Below are 22,902 nucleotides of genomic sequence, written 5' to 3'. Positions count from 1 at the left end.
ACTCAGGCACCTCCTCTCGGCGCACCTGCGCGCTGACGACGGGAGCTCCGCGCGCGCCGGCGCGGCTTCTCCTCTTCCTCGTCCTCGTCCTGCTGGTCGGCCTCGTCCTGCTGGTCCGCCTCGTCCTCGGGCTCGTCCTCGTCTTCGTACTCGTCCTCGGGCTCTTCCTCCGCCTCTTCGTCGTACTCGTCCTCGGGCTCTTCCTCAGCCTCGTCCTCAGGCTCCTCCTCGTACTCGTCCTCAGGCTCCTCGCCCTCGGCTTCGTCTTCGGGTTCGTCTTCGGGTTCGTACTCGTCCTCGGGTTCCTCGTCCTCCGGAACCTCGTCGGTGTCCTCGTCGGCGTCCTCATCAGATGACGACGCGCTCCAGAGCGTGCTCTGCTCGTGCAACCGATCGCTGAGCTTGTCGATCTGGCTCGCGGCCGCGGCGACCGCGGCCGCCTTACCAGCCATGACGAGCTTTCCGCTGACCTGCTGCCCGAGCTTCTGTACGTCCGACGAGCCGCCAAGGCTCTGCGTACCGATCTTCAACAGCTCGAGGCTGCGGTCGCGAACGGCGCTGTTGCTGAGCGCTGACCCGACGATCACGGCGAGTCGAAGCTTCTTGAAGCGCCCGAGCACATAACCCGCCGCGACAGCGGTTCCCACTCGTGTGGTGACAGACATGTTGGTGCTCCCTCCTCGGGCGGCCCTCCAACCACCCGCGTACCCCGGGAGGTACCCGATGCATGGCGGGGCATACCTTGGCGGCGCGAATTCGCGATTCGGCGACGACACCGAGAGGGACGCGCAGGCGTCGGTACGCCGCCGGACGATCGCCGTCAACGACGAGGGTTGAGCGCGGGAGCGTGCCGGGTCCCGATAGGCTCCCCTGCGGGCCGTTAGCTCAGTCGGTTAGAGCAGAGGACTCATAATCCTTGGGTCGCGGGTTCGAGCCCCGCACGGCCTACCAACGATCGGTGCGCTGGACCTCGTGCATGAGCTCGATCTTGCGGAAGCCGAACTGTCGGTTGATGCGCTGCATCACGTCGTTGGACGGGTCGGTCCAGGTGTGGATGCTGGTGCGTTCGGGGTGGTCGCGCTGGACGGCGGCGAGGGTGGCGACCTTGAGGGCCAGGCCGAGCTTGTGGCCGCGGTGGGCGGACTTGACGAAGGTGTCGTCCTGGATGGCCTCGTCGCTGCCGTGGGCCAGGAAGATGACCGAGTAGCCGACGAGCTCGCCGGTGAGGATCTCGCGGGCGGCGGCGGTGATGCGGTCGTAGGAACGGGCGGTGCTCTTCTCCGCCGAGCGGATGCGGTCGGCGGTGTGGGCGACCATGTCCTCCTGGGACTTGCCCGGCATCTCCTTGCCCATCTGGTTGCGCAGGCCGACGAACTGCGCCAGCAGCTCCTCGGGGGTGCGGTCCTCCCACATCAGGATCTCGTAGCCGAGCACGTTGAAGGGCTTGTGCGGCAGGGGGAGGTCGGCGGCGAGGTGGTCCTCGCGGCGTACGGACTTGAAGCCGAGCGCCCGCGCGAAGGCCAGGGAGGACTTCGGGGGGATGGTCACCTCGGCGGTCGTCAGGGTGCGGCCGTTGGTGCGACGTACGTCGTCGGCGGCTCGCCACAGCTCGGTGCCGACGCCGCGCCAGCGGTGCACGGGAAGGACGTGGATCCCGAGCTCGACGACATGGCTGCGCTCCTCCTCGGGGAGATCGAGCTCGGCGATGCCGATCGTCTCGCCCTGCTCCTTCGCAGCGAGCAGGACCCGGCGGCCGTGGTCGTGCGGCATCCGGACCGAGTTGGCCAGCGCCTCGTAGGTGCGATGTGACGCGTAGGGTCGGTCGAAGGCCATCGATGCCGCCTCCACGGCGTACCAAGCCTTCAGAGCGGTGTCATCGTGGACGTCAACGGGGGCGATCACAGACACGGGCTCTATCTAACCGTGTCGAGCAAGGTCGCGGGAAGTGAGGTCCCCCAGCAAGCGTTGACACGTCATCTGATGCCGACCCGAGGCGCCTCAGACGGGCCCGGGCTCGGTCGACGGGTCCTCGGGATCAGGATCCGGAGGACCGGGCGACTTGGTCGGCGTCGGAGTGGGCGTCGGCGTCGGAGTGGGGGTCGGCGTCGGAGTGGGCGTCGGCGTCTGGGACGGCACCGGGGTGTTCGACGGCGACGGCTCCTTGGTCGGCTCCGGGTCGGGGCTCGGCGGGACGTAGGGCGCGTGACCCTCCTCCGGGGCGTCGCCGTCGAGCCAGGCCGGCTCGGGGAACTGCTCGTAGTCGAGCTCGTCGGTCAGCGGGCCCATGATCTCGACCCAGGTGTCGGCCGGATAGTCGGCGCCGAAGAACGTGTCGAGCCAGCCGTCGAGGGCACCGCTGCCCTGTCCGCGGCTGTAGGCGACGGCGGTGGAGAGCTGCGGGGTGTAGCCGACGAACCAGGCCGAGGAGACCTCGTCCTTGTCGTTGGTCGCGGTGCCGGTCTTGCCGGCGGCCGGCTGGACCACCGCGCTGGCGGCCTGGCCGGTGCCGCTGGAGACGACCTGCTGGAGGGCGTAGGAGGTGTCGTCGGCGACTTCCTCGTCCATCGCCCGCCGGCTGGTCTCGGTGTCGTCGTGCTCGTAGAGGACCGTGCCATCGGCGTCGACCACCTTGGAGACGACGAAGACGTCGTTGTGCATTCCCCCGTTGGCGATCGTGGCGTAGGAGTTGGCCATGTTGATCGGGCTGACCGTCGAGTTGCCCAGCGTGAGCAGGAAGTTGTCGGGACGCATGTCGCCGCCGGACTTCATCGGGATGCCCGGGTAGTTGGCGTCGCTGCGGTCACCGCGCGGGATGCCGGCGCGTACGGCCATGTCGTAGACGTCCTTGCTGCCGTTGGGCAGCGAGTCGGACATCTCCACGAAGGCGGTGTTGATCGAGTCCTCCATCGCCTGGAGGCTGCTGACGTTGGCTCCGTAGCTGTGGCCGTACGGGTCGGCAGCACTCTGGCCGGAGTTGCGGATGCTCACGCCCCCGGGGAACTCCATCGGCGAGTTGCCGTTCCAGCTGTCCTTGAGCGAGTAGCCCGCCCTGAGCGCGGCGGCGAGGGTGAACGGCTTCATCGTCGACCCGGCCATGGTGGCGCTGCTCGCGGCCCAGTTGATCTGCGACTCGAGGTAGTCCTGGCCGCCGTAGAAGCCGCGCAGGGCGCCGGTCTTGACGTCGACGGTGGCCGCGCCGACGTGGAGCTCGTCGGAGACGTCGCCCTCGACGTACGCCTTCTTGTCCTCCGGACGTACGTCGTTGACCGCGTCCTCCACGGTCTTCATCGTCTTCTTGGTCAGTGTGGTGGTGATCCGCAGGCCGCCGCCGTTGATCTCGTCCTCGGTGACCAGCTGGTTGCCCTGCTCGTCCTCGAGCTTGAGGAGCTCGTCGCGCACGAGCTTGAGCGCGTGCCCCTTCTGGCCGCCGTAGCGGCTGTCGGAGCGCGGCTTCTTGAACTTCGGCAGCGAGGCCTTGGCCTCCTCCCCCTCGGCGGCGTCGACCATGCCCATCTTGACCATCGAGTTGATGACGTAGCGGTAGCGGCCGTCGAGCTCGGCAACCGACTCCTCGCCGTTGCTGGGATCGAGGTCGTTGGGGTCGTTGAGGATGGCGGCCAGCGCGGCTGCCTCCCGGAGGTTGATCTTCGCGGCCGGCTTGTCGAAGTAGGCGTTGGACGCCGCCTCGATGCCGTAGGCACCGCGGCCGAAGTAGATGGTGTTGAGGTAGCCGGCGAGGATCTCCTCCTTGGACTTCTGCCGGCTGATCTTCAGCGAGATGACCGCTTCCTTCACCTTGCGGGTGTAGGTGCGCTCCTGGGTGAGGTAGAGGTTCTTGACGTACTGCTGCGTGATCGTCGAGGCGCCGGACTGGGTGCCGCCGGTGTTGTTGTTGACCACAGCGCGCAGGATGCCCTTGATGTCGATGCCGCTGTTGGTCCAGAAGGTGCGGTCCTCGGCGGCGACCGCGGCGTCCTTCATCAGCTGCGGGATCTCGTCGTACGGCAGCGAGTCGCGGTCCTGGGAGTCGGCGATGTAGCGGCCGAGCTCCTCCTTGCCACCGCGGTAGTAGACGAAGGAGGTCTCCTTCTCGTAGGCCGCGTTGGCGTTCGGGATCGGGATGGCGTTGTAGGCCACGATCACACCCAGGGTGCCGATCAGCGCGCCCACCAGAATCAGCACGAAGAAGGCCTTCAGAACCTTCTTCACCCGCTTCTTCTTCGGCTTCGGCGTGGGTGTGTAAGGCGGATTGCCCTGCCAGCTCAAGATGTCCCCTCCCGCGGTCACAAACGAACCAAGAGTACGGCGGGCTCCCAGGCCCGACGCGATCCTCGGCGTCGTGTCCAGAACGTCTCAGCGGGGTCTCAGGTTGCACGTGGCGTACGAAAGGGCCTCTGACCTGGGCGAGCGCGTCGGTGTCGTCCCAGGTCAGAGGCCCCTTCAACGAGTCAGACCAGCTTGTAGAAGGTGCTGTAGTGGTCCGGGGTGAAGTACACCGCACCGGAGCTGCGGTCGACGACGATCCGGTAGGACTGACGCGCGGCGCCACAGGCGCGCGGGGTGACGTCGAACTCGAGGTAGGAGCGGCCGGTAGGCAGCTCGCCCTCGTAGTTGTTGTAGGTGCCGCCGGCGAAGTTGCAGGTTCCGGTGGGGGCCCAGTCGTACCAGCCGCGGCTGGAGGGATAGCCCATCGACTTCCAGGTGCTGTTGGAGCTGCGCGCCTCCGCACAGCCGCTGTGGGTGCAGCTCGGGTTGTAGTAGGCGCTCGCGGACGGAGCGGTGGCGAGACCGGCACCGACGAGGCCGGTGGTGGCGACGAGGGCTGCGAGCAGCAGCTTGACGATGGTGAGCACGGAGCGGTTCTTCCCGGACATGAATCCTCCAGTGTGTGCGTTACGGACGCAGGTAATTCTGCTACCTGATCCGCCCGGATAGGGGCTCCCGAGGTCACGAACCGGTGAACTCTCGGCGGTGTCCGCGTCTCAGACGACGCCGGCCTCGCGGGCCACGATCGCCGCCTGGACCCGCGAGGTGACCTCGAGCTTCGCCAGGACCCGGGACACGTGGGTCTTCGCGGTCGCCTCGGAGATCACCAACCGCTCCGCGATGTCGGCGTTGGACAGACCCTGGCCCAGGGCCGCCAGCACATCGCGCTCTCTCGGGGTGAGATCGGCCGGAAGCCGCGTCTCGGTGGCAGCCGCGGACGGCTGCCTCGGGTTGGTCAGCTCGGCGAGCACCCGGCGGGTCACCTCCGGGGCGACCACGCCGTCACCGGCGGCGACGTGCCGGACCGCGTCGATCAGCGCGGAGGCCTCCGCCGACTTGAGCAGGAACCCGGCTGCTCCGGCGCGCAGCGCACCGAAGACGTACTCGTCCAGGTCGAAGGTGGTGAGCACGAGTACGTCGGCGAGCCCCTCGTCCACGACCTGGCGGGTGGCGGTCACGCCGTCGGTGCCCGGCATGCGTACGTCCATCAGCACGACGTCGGGACGCAGCGCGCGGGCGTTGGCGACCGCGGTCGCGCCGTCGGCGGCCTCCCCCACCACCTCGATGTCGCCGGCGGTGGCCAGCAGCATGCGCAGGCCCGCCCGGATGGCCGCGTGGTCGTCGGCGAGCAGGACACGGATCATGCGCTCGTACCTCCTTCCGGCGCGCTGTCGGCGCTCGTGGTCGCCGCGGGCAGCGGGAGAACGGCGCGCACCCACCAGCCGCTGCCGGCAGGGCCGGCCTCGAAGGTGCCGTCGAGAGCTTCGGCGCGCTCGCGCATCGAGACCAGCCCGGTGCCGGTGCCGACCCCGGTCTCGACGGCCGGGGCGTTCGCGCCGCCCTCGTCGCTCACCTCGACCTCGAGGGCGTCTCCGGGGATCAGCCGCAGCTCAGCCGTGCCGCCACCGTGCTTGAGCACGTTGGTGAGGGACTCGCGCACGATCCGGTAGACGGCGTGGTCGACCGCCACCGGCAGCGCGTGGTCTGCGCCGTCGAGCAGCCCGCCGGGGTCCTCGACCCGCAGCGACAGACCGGCCAGCCGGGCCTGCTCCAGGACCGGGCCGAGGTCGGCCGTGCGGGAGGCGGCGGTGAGATCCTCGGCCTCCCCAGGCTCCTCGTCCGCACGCAGTACCCGGATCATGGCACGCATGTCGTCCAGGGAGGCCAGACTCTCGGCCCGCACCGACCGCAGCGCCGCCCGGTCCCGCTCGGGGTCCTGATCGCCGGCCAGCGCCGCGCCCGAGGTGAGCGCGATGGCCGACAGGTGCGAGGCGACCACGTCGTGGAGGTCGCGGGCGACCGCGGAGCGCTCCGCCCTGACAGCGTCGTGCCGCTCGGCGTCGGCCAGGCGCAGCAGCGCGGCGCTGCGCTCACGCTCGAGCCGGGCACGTTCGTCCGCCGCGTCGGCGAGCTCGCTGCCCTGACGTACGTTGTCTCCCCACCACATCGGCGTGACCACGAGCGCGACGAGGGTGAGCGCGAGCACGGCGGGCGTGCGCGGGTCGGCGGTGGCCGCCGCGGTGGCGATGACCGCGGCTGCGATGACCGCGACGACCGTCCCCGTCGTGAGGCGGCGTGCCGGGAGCGATCCATGCAGGTGGACCGCGAAGAGGGCGTCCCAGAGCACCACCACCATCGCGACGCTGCCCCCGATCAGCAGATCCGCTCCGACGCAGAGGGCGACCACGGTCATGGCGGCCAGCGGCCGACGACGCTTGAGCACGAGCGCGCCGGCCGCGAGCGCAAGCGGGAGCAGATGCCACCAGGACGGAGCGTTGTCGGAGCCGAGGCCGAACGGGTGCAGGCCGCGTACGGTCCCCACCTGGCCCAGCGCGTAGAGCGCGATGCCGGCGACGAGGACGACGCCGGCATCGAGCCAGGCCAGGCGCCGGTCCCCGGCGCGCAGACTGGTGCCACCGCCGAGAAGCGCCGCGGGCAGCTGCTGCAGCAGGGTCGGGCGGTCCACGACACCATCTCAGCACGTACGCCGCCGCTCCGGGGTCATCCAAAGGATGTATCCCCGCCTCGAAGGATCACCGGTTCGGCCGACGCCCGGTGGACACCGCGCGCACGAGGCTCGGGGCATGGACATCGACCTCGGCCCACTGACCGGCGATCTGGGCGGCACGGCGACGTACGTCGCACTGGCGGTGCTGGCGCTGATCGACTCGACCAGCTTCGGCACTCTCCTCATCCCGGTCTGGCTGCTGATGGCGCCCGGGCGGGTGCGAGCCGGGCGAATCCTGGTCTATCTCGGCGCCATCGCCGGCTTCTATGCGCTGCTCGGCATCGCGATCCTGCTGGGCGGATCGGCCGTGGCGGAGACGCTCGCGGGACTGCGCGACTCGCGTGCGTTCCTGTGGGGACAGCTGCTCGTCGGCGTCGGCCTGTTCGCCTGGAGCTTCAAGCTGGACCCACCGAGATCGGCGAAGGAGCGCGCCCCGGAGACCCCGCGCCGGCTGCTTCGCTGGCGCGAGCGGGCGGTCGCCTCCGAGTCCGGCTCGGCGTCCGCACTGGCAGCGATGGCGGTGCTCGCCGGGCTCGTCGAGGCCGCCTCGATGCTCCCCTACCTCGCGGCGATCGGAATCATCGGGACCGAGGGGCCGGAGTGGCCCGTCTCGGGCCTGTGGGTCCTGGCGTACTGCGCGGTGATGATCGCTCCGGCGCTCGTCCTCACGGCGCTGCGGGTCCTGGCCGCGCCGCTCGTCGCCAGACCGCTGGCACTGCTCGACGGCTGGCTGATCAAGCACGCCGCGAGCGCCACGGCGTGGGCGGTGGGGATCGTCGGGTTCCTGCTCGCCCGGGCCGCGCTCGGGCCGCTGTTCGGCTGAGGCGCCTCACTCCCAGCCGCAGTGGCCGGGCAGGAAGTCGTAGAGCGCCGCCTTCTGCGGCTTGCTGAGCGGCAGGAAGTAGGCCGCCTCCTCGGGAATGCCTGGACCACCGACGTGGACCCGGAAGAGGCTGCCGACCTTGTCGTCGGCCAGGGCGTGCGGGTCGCATCGGGCAGGCAGGACCCGAAGCTCCAGCGTGGTCGGCTCGCCGGTCATCGGGCGCGGCGCCGAACGCGGCCAGGTCGGTGTCTCGGCGGCGAGCTGGAAGAGGACGGTGCCCTCCCAGCCGGCGAAGGTGACCTCCGGAGCCTTCTCCGTCGGGGCGAAGGTGACCGGGAGGACGAAGACGCTCTGCTTGCCCTCGCCTTCGACGCGGGGCTCGCCGACGGTGATCTCTGCGGCCTCGGTCAGGGTGCGCTCGGCGCAGTCGCGGTCGAGGAGACGGTCGATGTTGGCGTACCTGTCCTCGGCGGTGCCGGTGCTGGTGCGCCACTCCCCTGCCTCGCCTGTCTTGCGCCAGGTGATCGTCAGGTCGGCGTCACCGCCCTCGCCGCACTGTCCGCGTGGCATGTCGAAGTCGAAGTCCATCTCGGGGTCGACCGGTTCCGAGCCCTTCCATCGGGCCCGGAACCGGTCGCTGCTCACCTCGAGGCGCGAGACCTCGATCGAGGAGCCGGTGTCGTTGACGAGGCGTACGAACGCCTCACCGGTGTTGCGCTGCAGCCGGGTCTGGTCGAGGTATGCGGTCAGCCCGTCGGGCCATGCGGTCTTCTGCGGCTCGTCCGTGCCGCAGGCGGCCGGCATCGACCCGATCAGGAGAACCGCGGCCAGCGCGGCGATTCGGCGCACTGCGGCAGGTTAGCGAAGTCACCGGTCGGTGGCGACCACCAGGACGTGGAGGGTGCGGGGGCCGTGCACGCCCTCGACGCGGTCGAGCTCGATGTCGCTGGTGGCCGAGGGGCCGCTGATCCAGGTCTGCGGGCGGGCCGGGTCCAGGACGGCGATCGCGTCGGGGACGTCGGCGACCACCTGGTCCTCGCGGACCACGCAGAGGTGGGTGTCGGGGACCAGGGAGATCGCCCGGCGGCCCTGGTCGGGGGCGTGGTCGAGGACGATCGTGCCGGTCTCGGCGATGCCGATGCGGGCCTCGGTGACGACGGCCGCGATCCGGTCCAGCTCCGCGGCGGTCAGGGTGCCGTCGTCGACGACGGCGCCGGGGACATGGACCGACAGGCCGGGCGGTACGACGACCTGACCGGCCGGGAGCGCGGCGGCGATGCGGTCCTGGATCTCGTCGGCTCGGCAGCGCTCGACCACGGCACGGTAGTCGGCCACGCGCTCGGCGAAGAGGTCGATGACCTCGGGGGCGGCGACGGGCGCGAGGTCCCTCGGCGCCGGGGTCTCGGCGGGCTCGACCGCCGAGCCGGCAAGTGCCTCGCGGACCCGGGCGAGGATCTCGGTGCGGGCGTCGGTCATGCGTCGTCCTTTCCGCCGTTCGTACGTTGCCACCAGGCCCGGAAGCTTTCCCCCGGCGCGTCGGGCAGGTCGCGCGCGCCGGTCCAGGCGGTGGGGCCGAAGCGGCGCGCGAAGCGCATCCCGAGACCGGTGAGGCGCTCGAGGGCGGACAGGCGGCGCGAGCGCCCCAGGACGTACGCCGCGCCCTTCATCGCCGCGGCCTCCGGCTTCGGCACGCCGCCTCGGTGGGCGTCGACCACCTGGGCGCGCAGGTCGACCAGGACGGAGGGGATGTCGATGCGTACCGGGCAGACCTCGAAGCAGGCGCCGCACAGCGAGGAGGCGTAGGGCAGCGAGTCGACCTGGTCGTCGTGGCCCACCCCCTTGAGCAGCGGGTTGAGGATGGCGCCGATCGGGCCCGGGTAGACCGAGCCGTACGCATGCCCGCCGGTGCGCTCGTAGACCGGGCAGACGTTGAGGCAGGCCGAGCAGCGGATGCAGCGCAGCGCCTGCCGGCCGACCTCGTCGGCGAGCGCGCGGGTGCGGCCGTTGTCGAGCAGGACGACGTGGACCTCCTGCGGGCCGTCGCCAGGGGTGATCCCGCTCCAGGTCGAGGTGTAGGGGTTCATCCGCTCGCCGGTCGAGGACCTGGGCAGCAGCCTCAGCAGAGGGTCGAGATCCTCCCAGCGGGAGACGACCTTCTCGATGCCGACCACCGAGACGAGCACCTCGGGCAGGGTCAGGCACATCCGGCCGTTGCCCTCGGACTCGACCACGACCAGGGTGCCGGTCTCGGCGACCGCGAAGTTGGCGCCGGAGATCCCGACCTTGGCACGCAGGAACTTCTCGCGCAGGTGCTCCCGGGCCGCGGCGGCGAGGACGGCGGGCTCGTCGGTGAGGTCGGCCGGCGCCGGACGGCCCGCGGCCGCCATCCTGGAGCGGAAGATCTCCCGGATCTCGGCGCGGTTGCGGTGGATCGCCGGCACCAGGATGTGCGACGGCAGGTCGTCGCCGAGCTGCACGATCAGCTCGGCCAGGTCGGTCTCCCAGGCCGCAATTCCCTCCTCGGCGAGCGCCTCGTTGAGCCCGATCTCCTGGGTCACCATCGACTTGACCTTCACCACCTCCTGGGCGGCGTGAGCCTTGGCGATCGAGGCGACGATCGCGTTGGCCTCGGCAGCGTCGCGGGCCCAGTGGACGGTGGCGCCGTTGGCGGTGAGGGTCTCCTCGAGGCGTACGAGCTGGGTGTCGAGATCCAGCAGCGCGCGCTCCTTGACCGCGGCGCCGGCCAGGCGCAGCTCCTCCCAGTCCTCGACCTCGGCGACGACCCTGGCCCGCTTGGCGCGGATGGTGCCGGTCGCGTGGGCGAGGTTGTGGCGCAGCTGGGAGTCGGCGAGGGCCTCGCGCGCGGCGGTGGGGAAGGCCGGCATGCCGACGAAGGTGCCACTCATCGCAGCGTCCTTTCGATCGAGCCCGCCTCGGTCGAGGCGAGGATCTCGGCGAGATGGACCGTGCGTACGCCCGAGCGTTGCCGGGAGAGCACGCCGCCGATGTGGGTCAGGCAGGAGTTGTCGCCGGCGACCACGATCTCGGCGCCGGTCTCGCGGATGTGGCGGGCCTTGTCGGCGCCCATCGCGACCGAGGTGTCGGCGTTCTTGACCGCGAACGTGCCGCCGAAGCCGCAGCACTGGTCGGCGCCGGGCAAATCCACGAGCCGGATCCCCCGGACCGCCTCGAGCAGCCGGCGCGGCCGGTCCCCCACCCCGAGCATCCGCAGCGAGTGGCAGGTCGGGTGGTAGGTCACCCGGTGCGGGTAGTAGGCGCCGACGTCGGTCACTTTCAGGACGTCGATGAGGAACTCGGAGAGCTCGTAGACCTTCGGTCCGACCTCCGCGACGGCCTCCTGAAGGGCCGCGTCGCCGGAGCGGCGGGCCACGATCGAGTGCTGGTGCCGCGCCGAGCCTGCGCACGATCCGGACGGGGTCACGACGGCGTCGTAGCCGGCGAAGGCGTCCACGAACGTACGCACCACCGGGACCGCCTCGTCCAGATAGCCGGTGTTGACCATCGGCTGCCCACAGCAGGTCTGTGCCAGCGGGAAGTCGACCTCGACGCCCAGCCGGCGCAGGAGGCGTACGACCGCCTGCCCGGTGCTCGGGTAGAGCGCGTCGTTGATGCAGGTGACCATCAGCGCGACTCGCATCCGGCATGCCTCCTTCGTCGGTGTTGCCATCAAATCAGATGAGTCCGGCGCGTACGGCCCGCACGACCGCCTCAACGCTCGTCCCCGCTCCGAGCGCGTCGGCCGCCGCTCGCAGCCGCCGCCGCACGGTGCGCTCGGAGACCCCCAGCTCCCGCGCGATCCGCTCGATCGTGTAGCCCCGGGCGAACAGCGCCAGCACCTCCACCTCGTCCTTGGGAAGGTCGGTGGAAGGACGTACGCCGCCCGAGGCTGCCACGATTCACTCCTGTCTCAGCATGACGCTGCCCGATGCGCGGAGCAGCACGGTGCTCATCCGGCGACCACCTTCTCGACGTAGGGCACCAGCCGGACCGGTCCGGCGAGCCCGTAGCTCTGCCGGGCCGCCACGCCGTAGACCGACGGGGTCACGGTGCGCAGCCGGTTGAGCAGTGTCGAGGCGACCTCGACCTCGATAGTGTTGGAACCGGCGACGAGCGTGTGGCCGAGGTCGACGACCGGGTCCATCGGATCGCACGGCGGCAGCAGCTCGCCGTTGACGCGGACGCGGAAGGTGTCGTTGACCTCGCCGAGCTCCAGGTGGGCGCCGTCCTCCGCGGTCCAGTCGGTGCCGAGGTCGACGGTCGTGCGGTAGCGGCCGATACCGGAGACGTCCTCGAGCCCGGCGACCTTCGACCAGGACTGCAGCTCAGCGAGGTCCCGCGCGACGATCTCCTTCGTGGTGGTGAGGTCCTTCGGGTCGGCCGGGTTCGCCGGCTTCCAGTCCTCGAGCTCGAGGCTCCACGACGTCGGCACCACGGGCTCGCGGACCCTGTCGACGGCGACGCTCACGGTGCGTCCGCCGGCTTCGGTGAGCTCGAAGCTGCCGGCGGTCGTCGTGCGGAGCGCGACGTTGGCGCCCCGCGCCACCACGGCCTGACCAGCGGTGGCGACGGGGAGTACGGAGCGGGCCACGCCCGCGCCCGGGGCCGCGAGGGCGACCACGGTGGACTGGCCCGGGACGAACTCGACCCGGACCCGGACCCGGTCACCGGCCCGCTCGTAGCCGGCGATCCGGGTGACCCGGCCGGTCCACGCGTCCAGCAGCCACGGCACGGCGGCGCGGTCGGTGGCGGTCAGCCAGACGTCCTGCTGCACCGGGTTGAGCCGCCGGTTCTCGGCATGCCTCGCGTTGGCGAGGTAGTAGAGGTCGACGTCGCCATCGACCCGGCGGACGTGCATGACCGTGGAGTCGGCGTGCTCGACGTCGCGTACGACACCGAGAGCGGCCAGCGCGTTGCCGACCTCGGCCTCGGGGACGGTGCGGGTGGTCGGCAGGGCGCCGACCTGGGCCATCAGCGTACGGACCTCGGCGGTCGCCGCCGCGTCGTCGCGGCCGGCGGCCGTCACCTGCGACCAGTCGCCGATGAGCACGATCAGCAGGCCCTTGCGGCCGAGCGCGAGCAGCCGCTTCGCCCCGTCGACGTCCATCGTGAACGCGTTCCCGCGCAGGTTGTCGGGGCCGATGACCACGGCCTTGTAGGCCGGTCCCTCCGGCGCCAGCCGGCCGTCGGCGAAGTCGACGCCGTCGAGCGCGAGCAGCGAGGCGCTCACGAAGGAGTGCGACCAGCCGAGCTTGGTGCCGTTGTTGGTGATCCACTGCGGGCCGATGCCGGTGGAGGCCCAGCCCTTGTGCCGCCAGAAGGCGACGTCGTACTTGGGGGTGCCGGTCTGCAGGACCAGCTGGGTGCGGGCGAGGTAGGCGGCGATGCCGGGGACGTGCTGCCACTGCGGCGTGCGCGGTCCCCAGGCCTCGCCGAAGCCGATGGCGTTGTTGTAGTAGGGCGAGAAGGCGGCGAAGCCCGGCCAGGTGACGCCGGGGGCCTTCGCGTAGGGGAAGCCGTGGACCATCAGCTGGTTGACGCCGGCGGCGAAGATGCTGTTGATGGTGAACAGCGCCTGGTTCTGCGCGGTGGGGCTGGTCCCGTTGGCGCCCCAGGTGGTGTTGTAGGCCGCGCCGTTGTAGCAGATCGCCTCGCAGGAGAGGACCGTGTGGCCGGCGAGGTCGCGACCGGCCGCCATGACGCGGTAGTCGTCGAGGTTCTTGAAGCCGAGCGACTCGGTCTCCGGGACGTCGACCACCGCCGCGTGCTGCATGGTGTCCGTCTCCAGGCCGTAGGGCTGGATCCGGATGCCCATGCCCAGCGACCGCGCGAACTCCTGCATCGGGCGCAGGTGCTGGTCGCGGTAGAGGTCGGAGAGGACGATGTTGTAGTCGTCGCGGATCTCGTTGGTGCGCAGGCTGTCCGCGGTCGTGGGGTCGGCCGCGGCCAGGGAGAACTGGTACTTCTCGTCCTTCTCCAGCACGAACGGGAGCCACGGCCGCAGGTCGTAGCCGTGCTTCGCCTCGAACTCCTCGAGGAAGTCGCGGGTCCAGATCGTCGCCTCGGTCTCGATCTCCAGCGAGTCCTCGAAGAGGTAGCCGCCGGCCTTCCGGAGCAGGGTCCGCAGCTCGCCGTCGAGGACGCGGTCCTGCCACAGGTCGATCACCTTCTGCGCTCCCCGGCGGCTGAAGTGGTCGACGACGTAGGCGCGCGGCGAGGTGTGCGGACCGGCCTCGGGCTCCTGGCCCGAGCCGCGACGCCAGGTGACGAGCAGGACCCAGGTGGCACCAACCGGCTCGGCCGGGGCGGTCCAGGTGAGGTGCTCGCCGTCGGTCTCGCCGCTCAGGTCGACGTAGGACGCCGGGTCGAGGATCGTGCTGGTGATGTTGTTGTTGCGGTCGCGTACGTAGCCGGTGACGCGGTGGGCCTGCACCGTGACCAGCTCGACGCGGGTGACCGCCGATGCGGGCTCGACCACGGGCTCGGGCAAGGCGGCGTCATAGGTCGAGCCGGCGGTGACCATCGCCTGCCCGTGCACCAGCTCGGTGCAGGCCGCGTCGTCGTCCGGAGTGATCGTCGGGACCGCGGCGGGCCAGGAGGGACCGACCGTGACGTCGACACGTACGCCTCGCTTCGCGGCCTGGGCGAGCGCCGCCTTCACACCGGCCACCCACGGGGCACTCCCCCAGCCGTACGTCGCGACGTCGATCTCGATGTTGCGGGCGCGCAGGCTGTGGGTGACGTCGGCGACCTCCAGCACCCCGAAGCCGGCGTCGGCGACCTGGTCGACCTCGCGGGCGATCTCGACGGGGTCGACGAGGCCGTGCGGCCACCACCAGCGGAAGCCGGCGGCGGTGGCGGTGCCGGGCTTGCGGAAGGCCTTCGTGAAGGCGTCCGGGAGGCCGGCGGGGACCGCGGCTTCGGCGGCCTGCGCGGGGATGGTGTCGGCCGCGCCGGCGACGGCGGCGGTGCCGAGGGTGGCGGCCGCGGCGCCGAAGAGCGCGCGACGGCTGAGCCGGGGGTTGGTGAGGAAGTCAGTCATGGGGGCCTTCGGGGTGGGCTGGGTCAGGGGATACGGGCCTCGGCGGCGGCCCAGTCGAGGCCGTCGCGCGGCTCGAAGCGGCGTACGTCGTAGGAGCGGCGGACGAGATCCCGCATCCCGGGCAGGCCGGGCAGGTCGGCCCCGAGGGACCTGCCTTGGACCAGGACGTTGCCGAGTGCGGCTGCCTCGACCGGACCGGCGAGGACCGGCAGGCCGCAGGCGTCGGCGGTGAGCTGGCAGAGCAGCTCGTTCTGAGAGCCACCGCCGACGACATGGACGACCTCGGGCGAGGTGCCCGCGAGCGCGGCGGCGGTGCGGACGTGGCGGCGGTAGGCGACAGCGAGGCTGTCGAGGATGCAGCGGGTCATGGCGGCCGGCGAGTGCGGGATCGCCTCGTCGGACTCGGCGGCGAGCGCGGCGATCCGCTCCGGCATCGGGTCGGCCGAGGTGCTCGGGAAGAGCAGCCGCGAGTCGTTGATGTCGACCACCGTACGCAGCGGCTCGAGCTCCGCCGCGGCGGCGAGCAGAGCGCCCAGCTCGGCGCCCTGGTAGCGCCGCTCGCTCCAAGACCGCAGCGACTCGGACAGGACCCACAGGCCCATCACGTTCTTGAGGAACCGGATGGTGCCGTCGACGCCGACCTCGTTGGTGAAGTCGGCGAGCCGGGCCTCCTCGGTGAGCACCGGACCGTCGAGCTCGAGGCCGACCAGCGACCAGGTGCCCGAGGAGATGTAGGCGAAGTCCCGGGTCTCCGCGGGGACCGCGACGACCGCCGAGGCGGTGTCGTGAGAGCCCACCGCGACCACGGGCACGTCGGCGGATGCCCCCAGATCCTCGGCGACGTCGGGCAGCAGCGGGCCGAGGAGGGAGCCCGGGTCCCGAAGGGGAGGGAGGATCCCTTCGGGAAGCCCGAGCTCCTGGCACAGGTCGACCGCCCAGACGCCCTGGCGGACGTCGTAGAGCTGGGTGGTCGAGGCGTTGGTGCGTTCCGCGCCGATGGCACCGGTCAGCCAGTAACCGAGCAGGTCCGGCAGCAGCAGCATCGTCTCGGCGGAGTCGAGGACGGCGGTCCCTCGTGCCGCGGCGAGCTGGTAGATCGTGTTGAACGGGAGCTGCTGGATGCCGGTGGTGGCGTAGAGCCTGCTCGCGCCGAGCTGGGCGACCACCTTCTCGGCGATCCCCTCGACGCGGGCGTCGCGGTGGCTGAAGACCTGGCCGAGCAGCTGGCCGTCGTGGTCGAGCAGCCCGTGGTCGATGGCCCAGGCGTCGATCCCGATGCCGTGCAACGGCCCGGTCCGGGCGACCTCCCGGATGCCCGCGAGCACCTCGCGGTGGATGCCGAGCACGTCCCAGAAGAGCGAGCCGCGGACGCGTACCGCTCCGTTCGGGAAGCGGTGCATCTCGTCGAGCTCGACCCGGTCGCCACCGATCCGGCCGGACATCACGCGGCCGGAGGTGGCGCCCAGGTCGACCGCGGCGACGCGTACGGTCACGGGTGGCTCCTCGGGGTCGGCGGCGTCGGTTCGTCAAGGTATGCAGACCAACCTGCGCTTCCCACGCGGAGCTCCGCTTGGGAAGCATCGGGTCGGCTGCATACCTTGATGAACATGCGTGACCCACTCATCGCAAGAACGCCGCCGCGACGCCGGCGTCGACGGGCACGTGCAGACCGGTCGTGTGGGTCAGGTCCGGTCCGCAGAGCACGAAGACGGCGTTGGCGATGTTCTCCGGGAGCACCTCGCGCTTGAGCAGGGTGCGCTGGGCGTAGAACTTGCCGAGCTCCTCCTCCTTGACGCCGTAGACCTCGGCGCGCTTGGCGCCCCAGCCGCCGGCGAAGATGCCGGAGCCCTGGACGACGCCGTCGGGGTTGATCCCGTTGACCTTGATGCCGTGCTCGCCGAGCTCGGCCGCCAGCAGCCGGACCTGGTGGGCCTGGTCGGCCTTCGCGGCACCGTAGGCGACGTTGTTGGGGCCGGCGAAGAGCGAGTTCTTCGAGGAGATGTAGACGATGTCGCCACCCATCTCCTGCTCGATGAGCACCTTGGCGGCGGCCTTGGAGACCAGGAACGAGCCCTTGGCCATCACGTCGTGCTGGAGGTCCCAGTCGCGCTCGGTGGTCTCCAGCAGCGACTTCGACAGCGACAGGCCGGCGTTGTTGACGACCAGGTCGACACCGCCGAAGGCGAGGACCGCGGCGTCGAACATCGCCTGTACGGCGGCCTCGTCGGAGACGTCGGCGGCGAGGCCGACGGCCACATCACTGTTCCCGATCTCGGCGGCGGCGGCCTCGGCCTTGGCGAGGTCGAGGTCGGCGATCACGACGCAGGCACCCTCTGCGGCTAGCCGCTTCGCGGTCGCCTTGCCGATCCCGGAGGCGGCGCCGGTGACGAGCGCGACCCGGGTCGCCAGGGGCTTGGGGGCGGGCATCCGCTGGAGCTTGGCCTCCTCCAGCGCCCAGTACTCGATCCGGAACTTCTCCGACTCGTCGATCGGGGCGTACGTGGAAAGCCCCTCGGCGCCGCGCATCACGTTGATCGCGTTGACATAGAACTCCCCCGCCACCCGTGCGGTCTGCTTGTTCTTGCCGAAGGAGAACATGCCGACGCCGGGGACCAGGACGATGAGCGGGTCCTTGCCGCGGATCGCGGGGCTGTTCGCGTCCTTGTGCCTGTCGTAGTAGGCCTGGTAGTCCTCGCGGTAGGTCACCGCGAGCTCCTTCAGCCGGGCGACGCTCTCCTCGACGGTCGCGTTGGCCGGGAGGTCGAGGACCAGCGGCTTCACCTTGGTGCGCAGGAAGTGGTCGGGGCACGAGGTGCCGAGTTCGGCCAGACGCGGGTGAGCCTCGCTGGCCAGGAAGTCGAGGACCACCTCGGAGTCGTTGAAGTGGCCGACCATCGGCTGGTCCGCCGAGGCGATGCCACGGATCGTGGGAGCGAGAGCCGCTGCCTTCGTACGCCGCTCCTGCTCCGGGAGGGCCGCGTAGCCCTCCAGCGCGGAACCGAACGGCTCCGCCTTGCTGTGCTCCTCGATGTAGGCGGCCGCGGTGTCGATGATCCACAGCGAGTTCTTCTCGGCCTCCTCGGACGTGTCGCCCCATGCGGTGATGCCGTGGCCACCGAGGATGCAGCCGACCGCCTGCGGGTTCTTCGCCTTGATCTCGGCGATGTCGAGACCGAGCTGGAAGCCGGGTCGACGCCACGGCACCCAGACGACCTGATCGCCGAAGATCGTCGTGGTCAGCGCCTCGCCGTCGGCGGCCGTCGCGATCGCGATGCCGGAGTCGGGGTGGAGGTGGTCGACGTGGGCGGCGTCGACCAGGCCGTGCATGGCGGTGTCGATCGACGGCGCCGCGCCGCCCTTGCCGTGCAGGCAGTAGTCGAACGCGGCGACCATCTCGTCCTCGCGCTCGACGCCCGGGTAGACGTCGACCAGCGCGCGCATCCGGTCGAGCCGGAGCACCGCCAGGCCGCTCTCCTTCAGCGTGCCGAGGTCACCGCCGGACCCCTTCACCCAGAGCAGCTCGACGTCCTGGCCGGTCACCGGGTCGGTCGCGGTGCCCTTGGCGGAGGTGTTGCCGCCGGCGTAGTTGGTGTTCTTCGGATCCGCGCCGAGACGGTTCGAGCGCGCGATCAGGTCTTCTGCAGTCGTCATTGCTTCCCTTGTTTCTTGGTGTGGGGTCGCGTGGGGCCCGGGCGCTGTTCGTCTAGGTATGCAGCCGAGCAGTCGCTTCCCACGCGGAGTTCCGCATGGGGAGTGATGGCTGGGCTGCGTACCTTGACGAACATTCAGCTCCAGCCCGCCTGGGTGCCGCCGACTCGGGCGGCCTCGATCTGTTCCTGGTAGCCGCTGGCGAGGTAGGCGCGCATCGGGTCCGCGGGCAGGCCACGGTCCTCACGCCACCCGCCGAGGTCGGCGCGTACGTCGGTGTAGAAGGCGTCCATGAAGATCTCGTTGGCCAGGAGTACGTCGCCGTCCTCCTGCGCCCGGGCGAGAGCATCGGTGTCGAGCAGGAGCGCCCGTGCGGTCATCTCCTGGACGTTGAGCACGGAGCGGATCTGGCCCGGGATCTTCTTCTCGATGTTGTGGCACTGGTCGAGCATGAAGGCGACGCCGCCGTCCTTCACCGGCTTGAAGCCGCCGCCGCGGACCACCTCGACGAGGATCCGGAAGAGCTGGAACGGATCCGCCGCACCGACGATCAGGTCGTCGTCGGCGTAGAAGCGGCTGTTGAAGTCGAACGAGCCGAGCTTCCCCAGCCGCAGCAGCTGCATCACGATGAACTCGATGTTGGTGCCGGGCGCGTGGTGGCCGGTGTCGAGGCAGACGACGGCCCGCTCGCCGAGGGTGTTGACCTGGGCGAACGAGGTGCCCCAGTCGGGGACGTCGGTGTGGTAGAACGCCGGCTCGAAGAACTTGTACTCGAGGACGAGGCGCTGGTCCTCGCCGAGGCGCTCGTAGATCGTGGCGAGGGACTCGGCGAGCCGGTCCTGGCGGCCGCGCATGTCGGCCTGACCGGGGTAGTTGGAGCCCTCGGCGAGCCAGATCTTCAGGTCGCGCGAGCCGGTCGCGTTCATCACCTCGATGCACTCGAAGTGGTGGTCGATCGCCTTCTGCCGGATCTTGGCGTCGGTGTGGGTGAGCGCACCGAGCTTGTAGTCGTCGTCCTGGAAGGTGTTCGAGTTGATCGTGCCGAGCGCGATCCCCTGGTCCTCTGCGTGGGCGCGCAGGGCGGCGTAGTCGTCGACCTTGTCCCACGGGATGTGCAGCGCGACGCTCGGCGCCAGGCCGGTGAAGCGGTGGACGGTCGCGGCGTCGGCGATCTTCTCCTCGGGGGTGCGCGGCGTGCCCGGGGTGCCGAAGACCTTGAACCGGGTCCCCGAGTTTCCGTAGGCCCACGAGGGGACCTCGATCTCGAGGGCGGCCAGGTCGCCCGAGATCTGGTCGAACGTCGTCATCGGAGAGCCTCTCTATCTGCGAGTTGAAAGGTTTCAAAGCGCGCATCCGACGTTAGTGGCGCACGTCACTCGCGTCAAGAGGAGGCTGGCTTTCGTCGCGTTTCAGTTTCGCCGACCGTCGCCGAGTCGACGCGTCCCGACCACGAACGTCGCCGAGTCGGCGCGTCAGAACGAGCCGACTCGGCGAGGCATTCAGTCGCGACCGAGCTGATCCTCGAGATGGAAGACCTCCTCGAGGCGGAGGAAGCCCTCGTCGGGGGCGACGCCGTCGAGGTCCTCGAAGAACTCCGCCATCTCGGCCTGCCAGCGGGCGTTGACCTCGGTCGCGGCCATCCCTGCCTGAGCCGCCTCGATGGATGGCGTCTCGACATAGCCGATCAGCAGGCCGTCGGGACGGAGGAACAGGGAGTAGTTGTGCCACCCGGTCTCCGCCAGCGCCTGGAGCATCTCGGGCCAGACGGCGGCGTGGCGCCGCTTGTACTCCTCGATGCGCTCGGACTTGACCTGCAGCTGGAAGCAGACGCGCTCCATGACAACCTCCGATGAAACGATTTAGGCACGGACGCTAATGAGCATGTCCGACACCGGTCAATCCCGGTAGCGTCCTTCCTCGTCACAGCGCCGCCCACGGCCTATGCTGCGATTGAACGTTTCAGGAAGGAGCCCAGGTGGCGATCACCCCAGGTGCGGGCACACCGCGCAGCGCCTCGGTCAAGGACGTCGCGGCCACCGCCGGCGTCTCCCTAGGCACGGTGTCCAACGTGCTCAACCGCCCCGACCGGGTCAGCCGGACGACCCGCGAGCGTGTCGAGCGCGCGATGGCCGAGCTGGGCTTCGTACGCAACGAGTCCGCGCGCTCGCTGCGCACCGGCAGCACCCAGTCGCTCGCCTACGTCATGCTCGACGCCGGCAACCCGTTCTTCACCGACGTCGCCCGCGGCATCGAGCTGGCCGCCGAGGCGGCCGGCCTCTCCCTGTTTCTGTGCAACAGTGACGGGCGCTCGGCCCGCGAGGGCGCCCACCTGGCTCACCTGCAGCAGCAGCGGGTCCAGGGCATCCTGATCACTCCGGTCGACCCGGACGATCCGCAGATCGACCAGCTGCGCGAGCGCGGCACCCCGGTCGTCATCGTCGACCGCACCCGAGCGGGCTCGTCGTTCTGCTCCGTCGCCGTCGACGACGTCCTCGGCGGGCGGCTGGCCGTGGAGCACCTCATCGACGCAGGCCACAAGCGGGTGGCGTACGTCGGGGGGCCGGAGTCGATCGGACAGGTCCGCGACCGCGGCGAGGGCGCCCGGCAGGCCTGGGCCGAGGCCGGTCTCCCGCCCGAGGACCTGATCACGCTCTCCTGCGAGGCTCCGACCGTCGCCTGCGGCCGCGCCGCCGGCGAGCGGCTCGTCGGACTGCCGGCCCGCCGCCGCCCCACCGCCGCGTTCTGCGCCAATGATCTGCTCGCGCTAGGGCTGCTCCAGCAGACGATCTCCGGCGGCCGGACCGTACCCGGCGACCTGGCGATCGTCGGCTACGACGACATCGAGTTCGCTGCTGCCGCGGCCGTGCCCCTCACCTCCGTACGCCAGCCCCGCCAGGACCTCGGCCGCCGCGCCGCCGAGCTGCTCCTCGACGAGGTCGGCAACCCCGCCCACAAGCACGAGCAGGTCGTCTTCACCCCCGAGCTCGTCGCCCGCGCCTCCACCCTCGGCCGCCCCTCCTGACCGCCCACTCGGCGCATCTGTCCCGGGCCGAAGTGTCGAGTCGGCGCGAATGTCCCGCCATTCCGCGCCGAGTCGGCTCATCTGTCCCAAGACTCCGGGACAGACGCGCCGACTCGACGGGCTGGCGCGGGACAGATGCACCGAGTCGTCGGGTGACGCGGGACATCTGGAGGAGACACGAAGCGCGGCGTACGTCATCGTCGGATGCCATAGGCTCCAGGAGCGGAAGCCTAAGGAGAGTCAGTTGGCCGGAGAACGCGCAGCGACGCTGAGCGACGTCGCCCGCGAGGCGGGGGTCTCGCTGGCGACCGCGTCGCGCGCGCTGAACGGGAGCGACCGGGTGGTGCGCCCTGAGCTGCAGGAGCGCGTCCTGGCGGCGGCGAACAAGCTCGGCTACACGCCCAACGCCAACGCCCAGGCGATGGCGCGCGGCTCGACCGAGACGGTCGGACTGCTGGTCAAGGACATCTCCGACCCCTACTTCTCCACGATCGCCGGCGGCCTGGCCGACGAGGCCGAGAAGCACGGCCTGCTGGTGATGCTGTGCAACACCGGCGGTCAGCCTGAGCGGGAGAAGAAGTTCCTGGCCGCCCTGCGGCGCCAGCGGAGCCGGGCGATCGTGCTGGCGGGTAGCGACACGGCCGACGTACGCCACACCCGCGAGGTCGCCGGCCTGCTGACCTCCTACGTCGATGGCGGCGGCCGCGCGGCCGCGGTCAGCCAGCCGCGCCTGCCGGTCGACACCGTCGTGATCGACAACCACGGCGGCGCCAAGGCATTGGCGGAGCGGCTGGTCGGCCTCGGCTACCGCCGCGCCGCGGTGCTCACCGGGCCCGAGGACCTGCTGGTCTCGGCCGAGCGGCACGCCGGCTTCGCGGAGGGATGGCTGGAAGCGGCCGGCTCGAAGCCGGGCTACGTCGCCGACGAGTTCAGCCGTGACGGCGGACACCGGGCGATGTCCCGACTCCTCGAGGACGGCCCCGAGGTCGACTGCGTCTTCGCGGTCAACGACCTGATGGCCGTCGGCGCCCTGGCCGCCTGCCGTCAGGCCGGCGTGGACGTCGGGAAGGACCTGGCCGTCGCGGGCTTCGACGACATCGCGACACTGCGAGACGTGACACCGGGGCTGACCACCGTACGTCTCCCCCTGGCCGACATCGGCCGGCTGGCTCTCGAGCTCGTGCTCGGCGAGCCGTCGGCGGAGATCCGCAAGCAGTCCGTACACGGCGAGGTCGTGCTGCGGGAGAGCACTCCCCCACGCACCTAGCCCGGCGCGAGTCGGCGCAACTGCCCCACTGACGCGTGCCGAGTCGGCGCAACTGCCCCACTGACGCGTGCCGAGTCGGCGCAACAGT

The 22,902-nt window shown here is 70.7% G+C and carries 19 protein-coding genes and 1 tRNA gene; 4 read left to right on the top strand and 16 right to left on the bottom strand.

Annotated elements, in window-relative coordinates:
• Positions 1-2: 2 nt before the first annotated feature.
• On the bottom strand, positions 3-665 hold the full coding sequence (locus OG984_RS29400) for a hypothetical protein (RefSeq protein WP_328529624.1): 663 nt from the start codon (positions 663-665) through the stop codon (positions 3-5).
• A gap of 209 nt (positions 666-874) precedes the next feature.
• Here OG984_RS29400 and OG984_RS29395 point away from each other — a divergent pair.
• Positions 875-951 (top strand) — tRNA-Ile (locus OG984_RS29395).
• Here the strand turns inward: OG984_RS29395 and OG984_RS29390 are convergent.
• From OG984_RS29390 to OG984_RS29370, 5 genes are all read right to left on the bottom strand, one after another.
• A complete protein-coding gene (locus OG984_RS29390; protein ID WP_328529623.1) occupies positions 946-1,908 on the bottom strand; it encodes a GNAT family N-acetyltransferase in 963 nt (320 codons plus the stop codon). The genes OG984_RS29395 and OG984_RS29390 overlap by 6 nt on opposite strands.
• A gap of 90 nt (positions 1,909-1,998) precedes the next feature.
• Positions 1,999-4,209 carry a transglycosylase domain-containing protein gene (locus OG984_RS29385; protein ID WP_328529622.1) on the bottom strand — a complete coding sequence of 737 codons (2,211 nt, stop codon included), beginning with the start codon at positions 4,207-4,209 and terminating at the stop codon, positions 1,999-2,001.
• A gap of 239 nt (positions 4,210-4,448) precedes the next feature.
• Positions 4,449-4,874, bottom strand: coding sequence for a ribonuclease domain-containing protein (locus tag OG984_RS29380; RefSeq protein ID WP_328529621.1), 426 nt, complete (start codon positions 4,872-4,874; stop codon positions 4,449-4,451).
• Between the two features lie 108 nt (positions 4,875-4,982).
• Entirely contained in the window at positions 4,983-5,630 is a 648-nt protein-coding gene (locus tag OG984_RS29375) for a response regulator transcription factor (RefSeq protein WP_328529620.1), read from the bottom strand.
• Entirely contained in the window at positions 5,627-6,952 is a 1,326-nt protein-coding gene (locus OG984_RS29370; protein WP_328529619.1) for a sensor histidine kinase, read from the bottom strand. The genes OG984_RS29375 and OG984_RS29370 overlap by 4 nt, the downstream gene beginning before the upstream one ends.
• A 118-nt stretch (positions 6,953-7,070) precedes the next feature.
• Here OG984_RS29370 and OG984_RS29365 point away from each other — a divergent pair, with 118 nt between their 5' ends.
• Positions 7,071-7,817 carry a GAP family protein gene (locus OG984_RS29365; RefSeq protein WP_328529618.1) on the top strand — a complete coding sequence of 249 codons (747 nt, stop codon included), beginning with the start codon at positions 7,071-7,073 and terminating at the stop codon, positions 7,815-7,817.
• Between the two features lie 6 nt (positions 7,818-7,823).
• On the opposite strand, the gene OG984_RS29360 is transcribed toward OG984_RS29365, so the two are convergent.
• From OG984_RS29360 to OG984_RS29315, 10 genes are all read right to left on the bottom strand, one after another.
• Positions 7,824-8,666 (bottom strand): hypothetical protein, encoded by an 843-nt coding sequence (locus OG984_RS29360; RefSeq protein ID WP_328529617.1) that lies wholly within the window; start codon positions 8,664-8,666, stop codon positions 7,824-7,826.
• Between the two features lie 18 nt (positions 8,667-8,684).
• Positions 8,685-9,293, bottom strand: a complete 609-nt coding sequence (locus OG984_RS29355) for a LutC/YkgG family protein (protein ID WP_328529616.1) — start codon at positions 9,291-9,293, stop codon at positions 8,685-8,687.
• The gene (locus OG984_RS29350) at positions 9,290-10,723 is read right to left on the bottom strand and encodes a lactate utilization protein B (RefSeq protein WP_328529615.1); all 1,434 of its coding nucleotides are present in this window, start codon (positions 10,721-10,723) and stop codon (positions 9,290-9,292) included. The genes OG984_RS29355 and OG984_RS29350 overlap by 4 nt, the downstream gene beginning before the upstream one ends.
• Positions 10,720-11,475 (bottom strand): (Fe-S)-binding protein, encoded by a 756-nt coding sequence (locus OG984_RS29345; protein WP_328529614.1) that lies wholly within the window; start codon positions 11,473-11,475, stop codon positions 10,720-10,722. Before OG984_RS29345 ends, OG984_RS29350 begins: the two co-directional genes overlap by 4 nt.
• Before the next feature lie 34 nt (positions 11,476-11,509).
• A complete protein-coding gene (locus OG984_RS29340) occupies positions 11,510-11,731 on the bottom strand; it encodes a helix-turn-helix domain-containing protein (RefSeq protein WP_328529613.1) in 222 nt (73 codons plus the stop codon).
• Between the two features lie 53 nt (positions 11,732-11,784).
• On the bottom strand, positions 11,785-14,877 hold the full coding sequence (locus tag OG984_RS29335) for a glycosyl hydrolase (protein WP_328529612.1): 3,093 nt from the start codon (positions 14,875-14,877) through the stop codon (positions 11,785-11,787).
• 23 nt (positions 14,878-14,900) lie between these two features.
• Positions 14,901-16,370: a rhamnulokinase gene (locus OG984_RS29330; RefSeq protein ID WP_328529611.1), complete on the bottom strand. Its 1,470-nt coding sequence runs from the start codon at positions 16,368-16,370 to the stop codon at positions 14,901-14,903.
• 127 nt (positions 16,371-16,497) lie between these two features.
• Positions 16,498-18,528, bottom strand: a complete 2,031-nt coding sequence (locus OG984_RS29325; protein WP_328529610.1) for a bifunctional aldolase/short-chain dehydrogenase — start codon at positions 18,526-18,528, stop codon at positions 16,498-16,500.
• Positions 18,529-18,662: 134 nt separating this feature from the next.
• On the bottom strand, positions 18,663-19,832 hold the full coding sequence (gene rhaI / locus OG984_RS29320; RefSeq protein WP_328529609.1) for an L-rhamnose isomerase: 1,170 nt from the start codon (positions 19,830-19,832) through the stop codon (positions 18,663-18,665).
• Between the two features lie 192 nt (positions 19,833-20,024).
• Positions 20,025-20,363 (bottom strand): L-rhamnose mutarotase, encoded by a 339-nt coding sequence (locus OG984_RS29315; RefSeq protein ID WP_328529608.1) that lies wholly within the window; start codon positions 20,361-20,363, stop codon positions 20,025-20,027.
• Positions 20,364-20,500: 137 nt separating this feature from the next.
• Here OG984_RS29315 and OG984_RS29310 point away from each other — a divergent pair, with 137 nt between their 5' ends.
• Both OG984_RS29310 and OG984_RS29305 read left to right on the top strand, forming a co-directional pair.
• Entirely contained in the window at positions 20,501-21,547 is a 1,047-nt protein-coding gene (locus OG984_RS29310; protein ID WP_328529607.1) for a LacI family DNA-binding transcriptional regulator, read from the top strand.
• A gap of 244 nt (positions 21,548-21,791) precedes the next feature.
• Positions 21,792-22,814 (top strand): LacI family DNA-binding transcriptional regulator, encoded by a 1,023-nt coding sequence (locus tag OG984_RS29305; RefSeq protein WP_328529606.1) that lies wholly within the window; start codon positions 21,792-21,794, stop codon positions 22,812-22,814.
• Positions 22,815-22,902 lie beyond the last annotated feature (88 nt).

This window comes from Nocardioides sp. NBC_00368, from assembly GCF_036090055.1.
Lineage (GTDB): Bacteria > Actinomycetota > Actinomycetes > Propionibacteriales > Nocardioidaceae > Nocardioides.
This window is presented reverse-complemented; position numbering and strand designations above follow the sequence as displayed.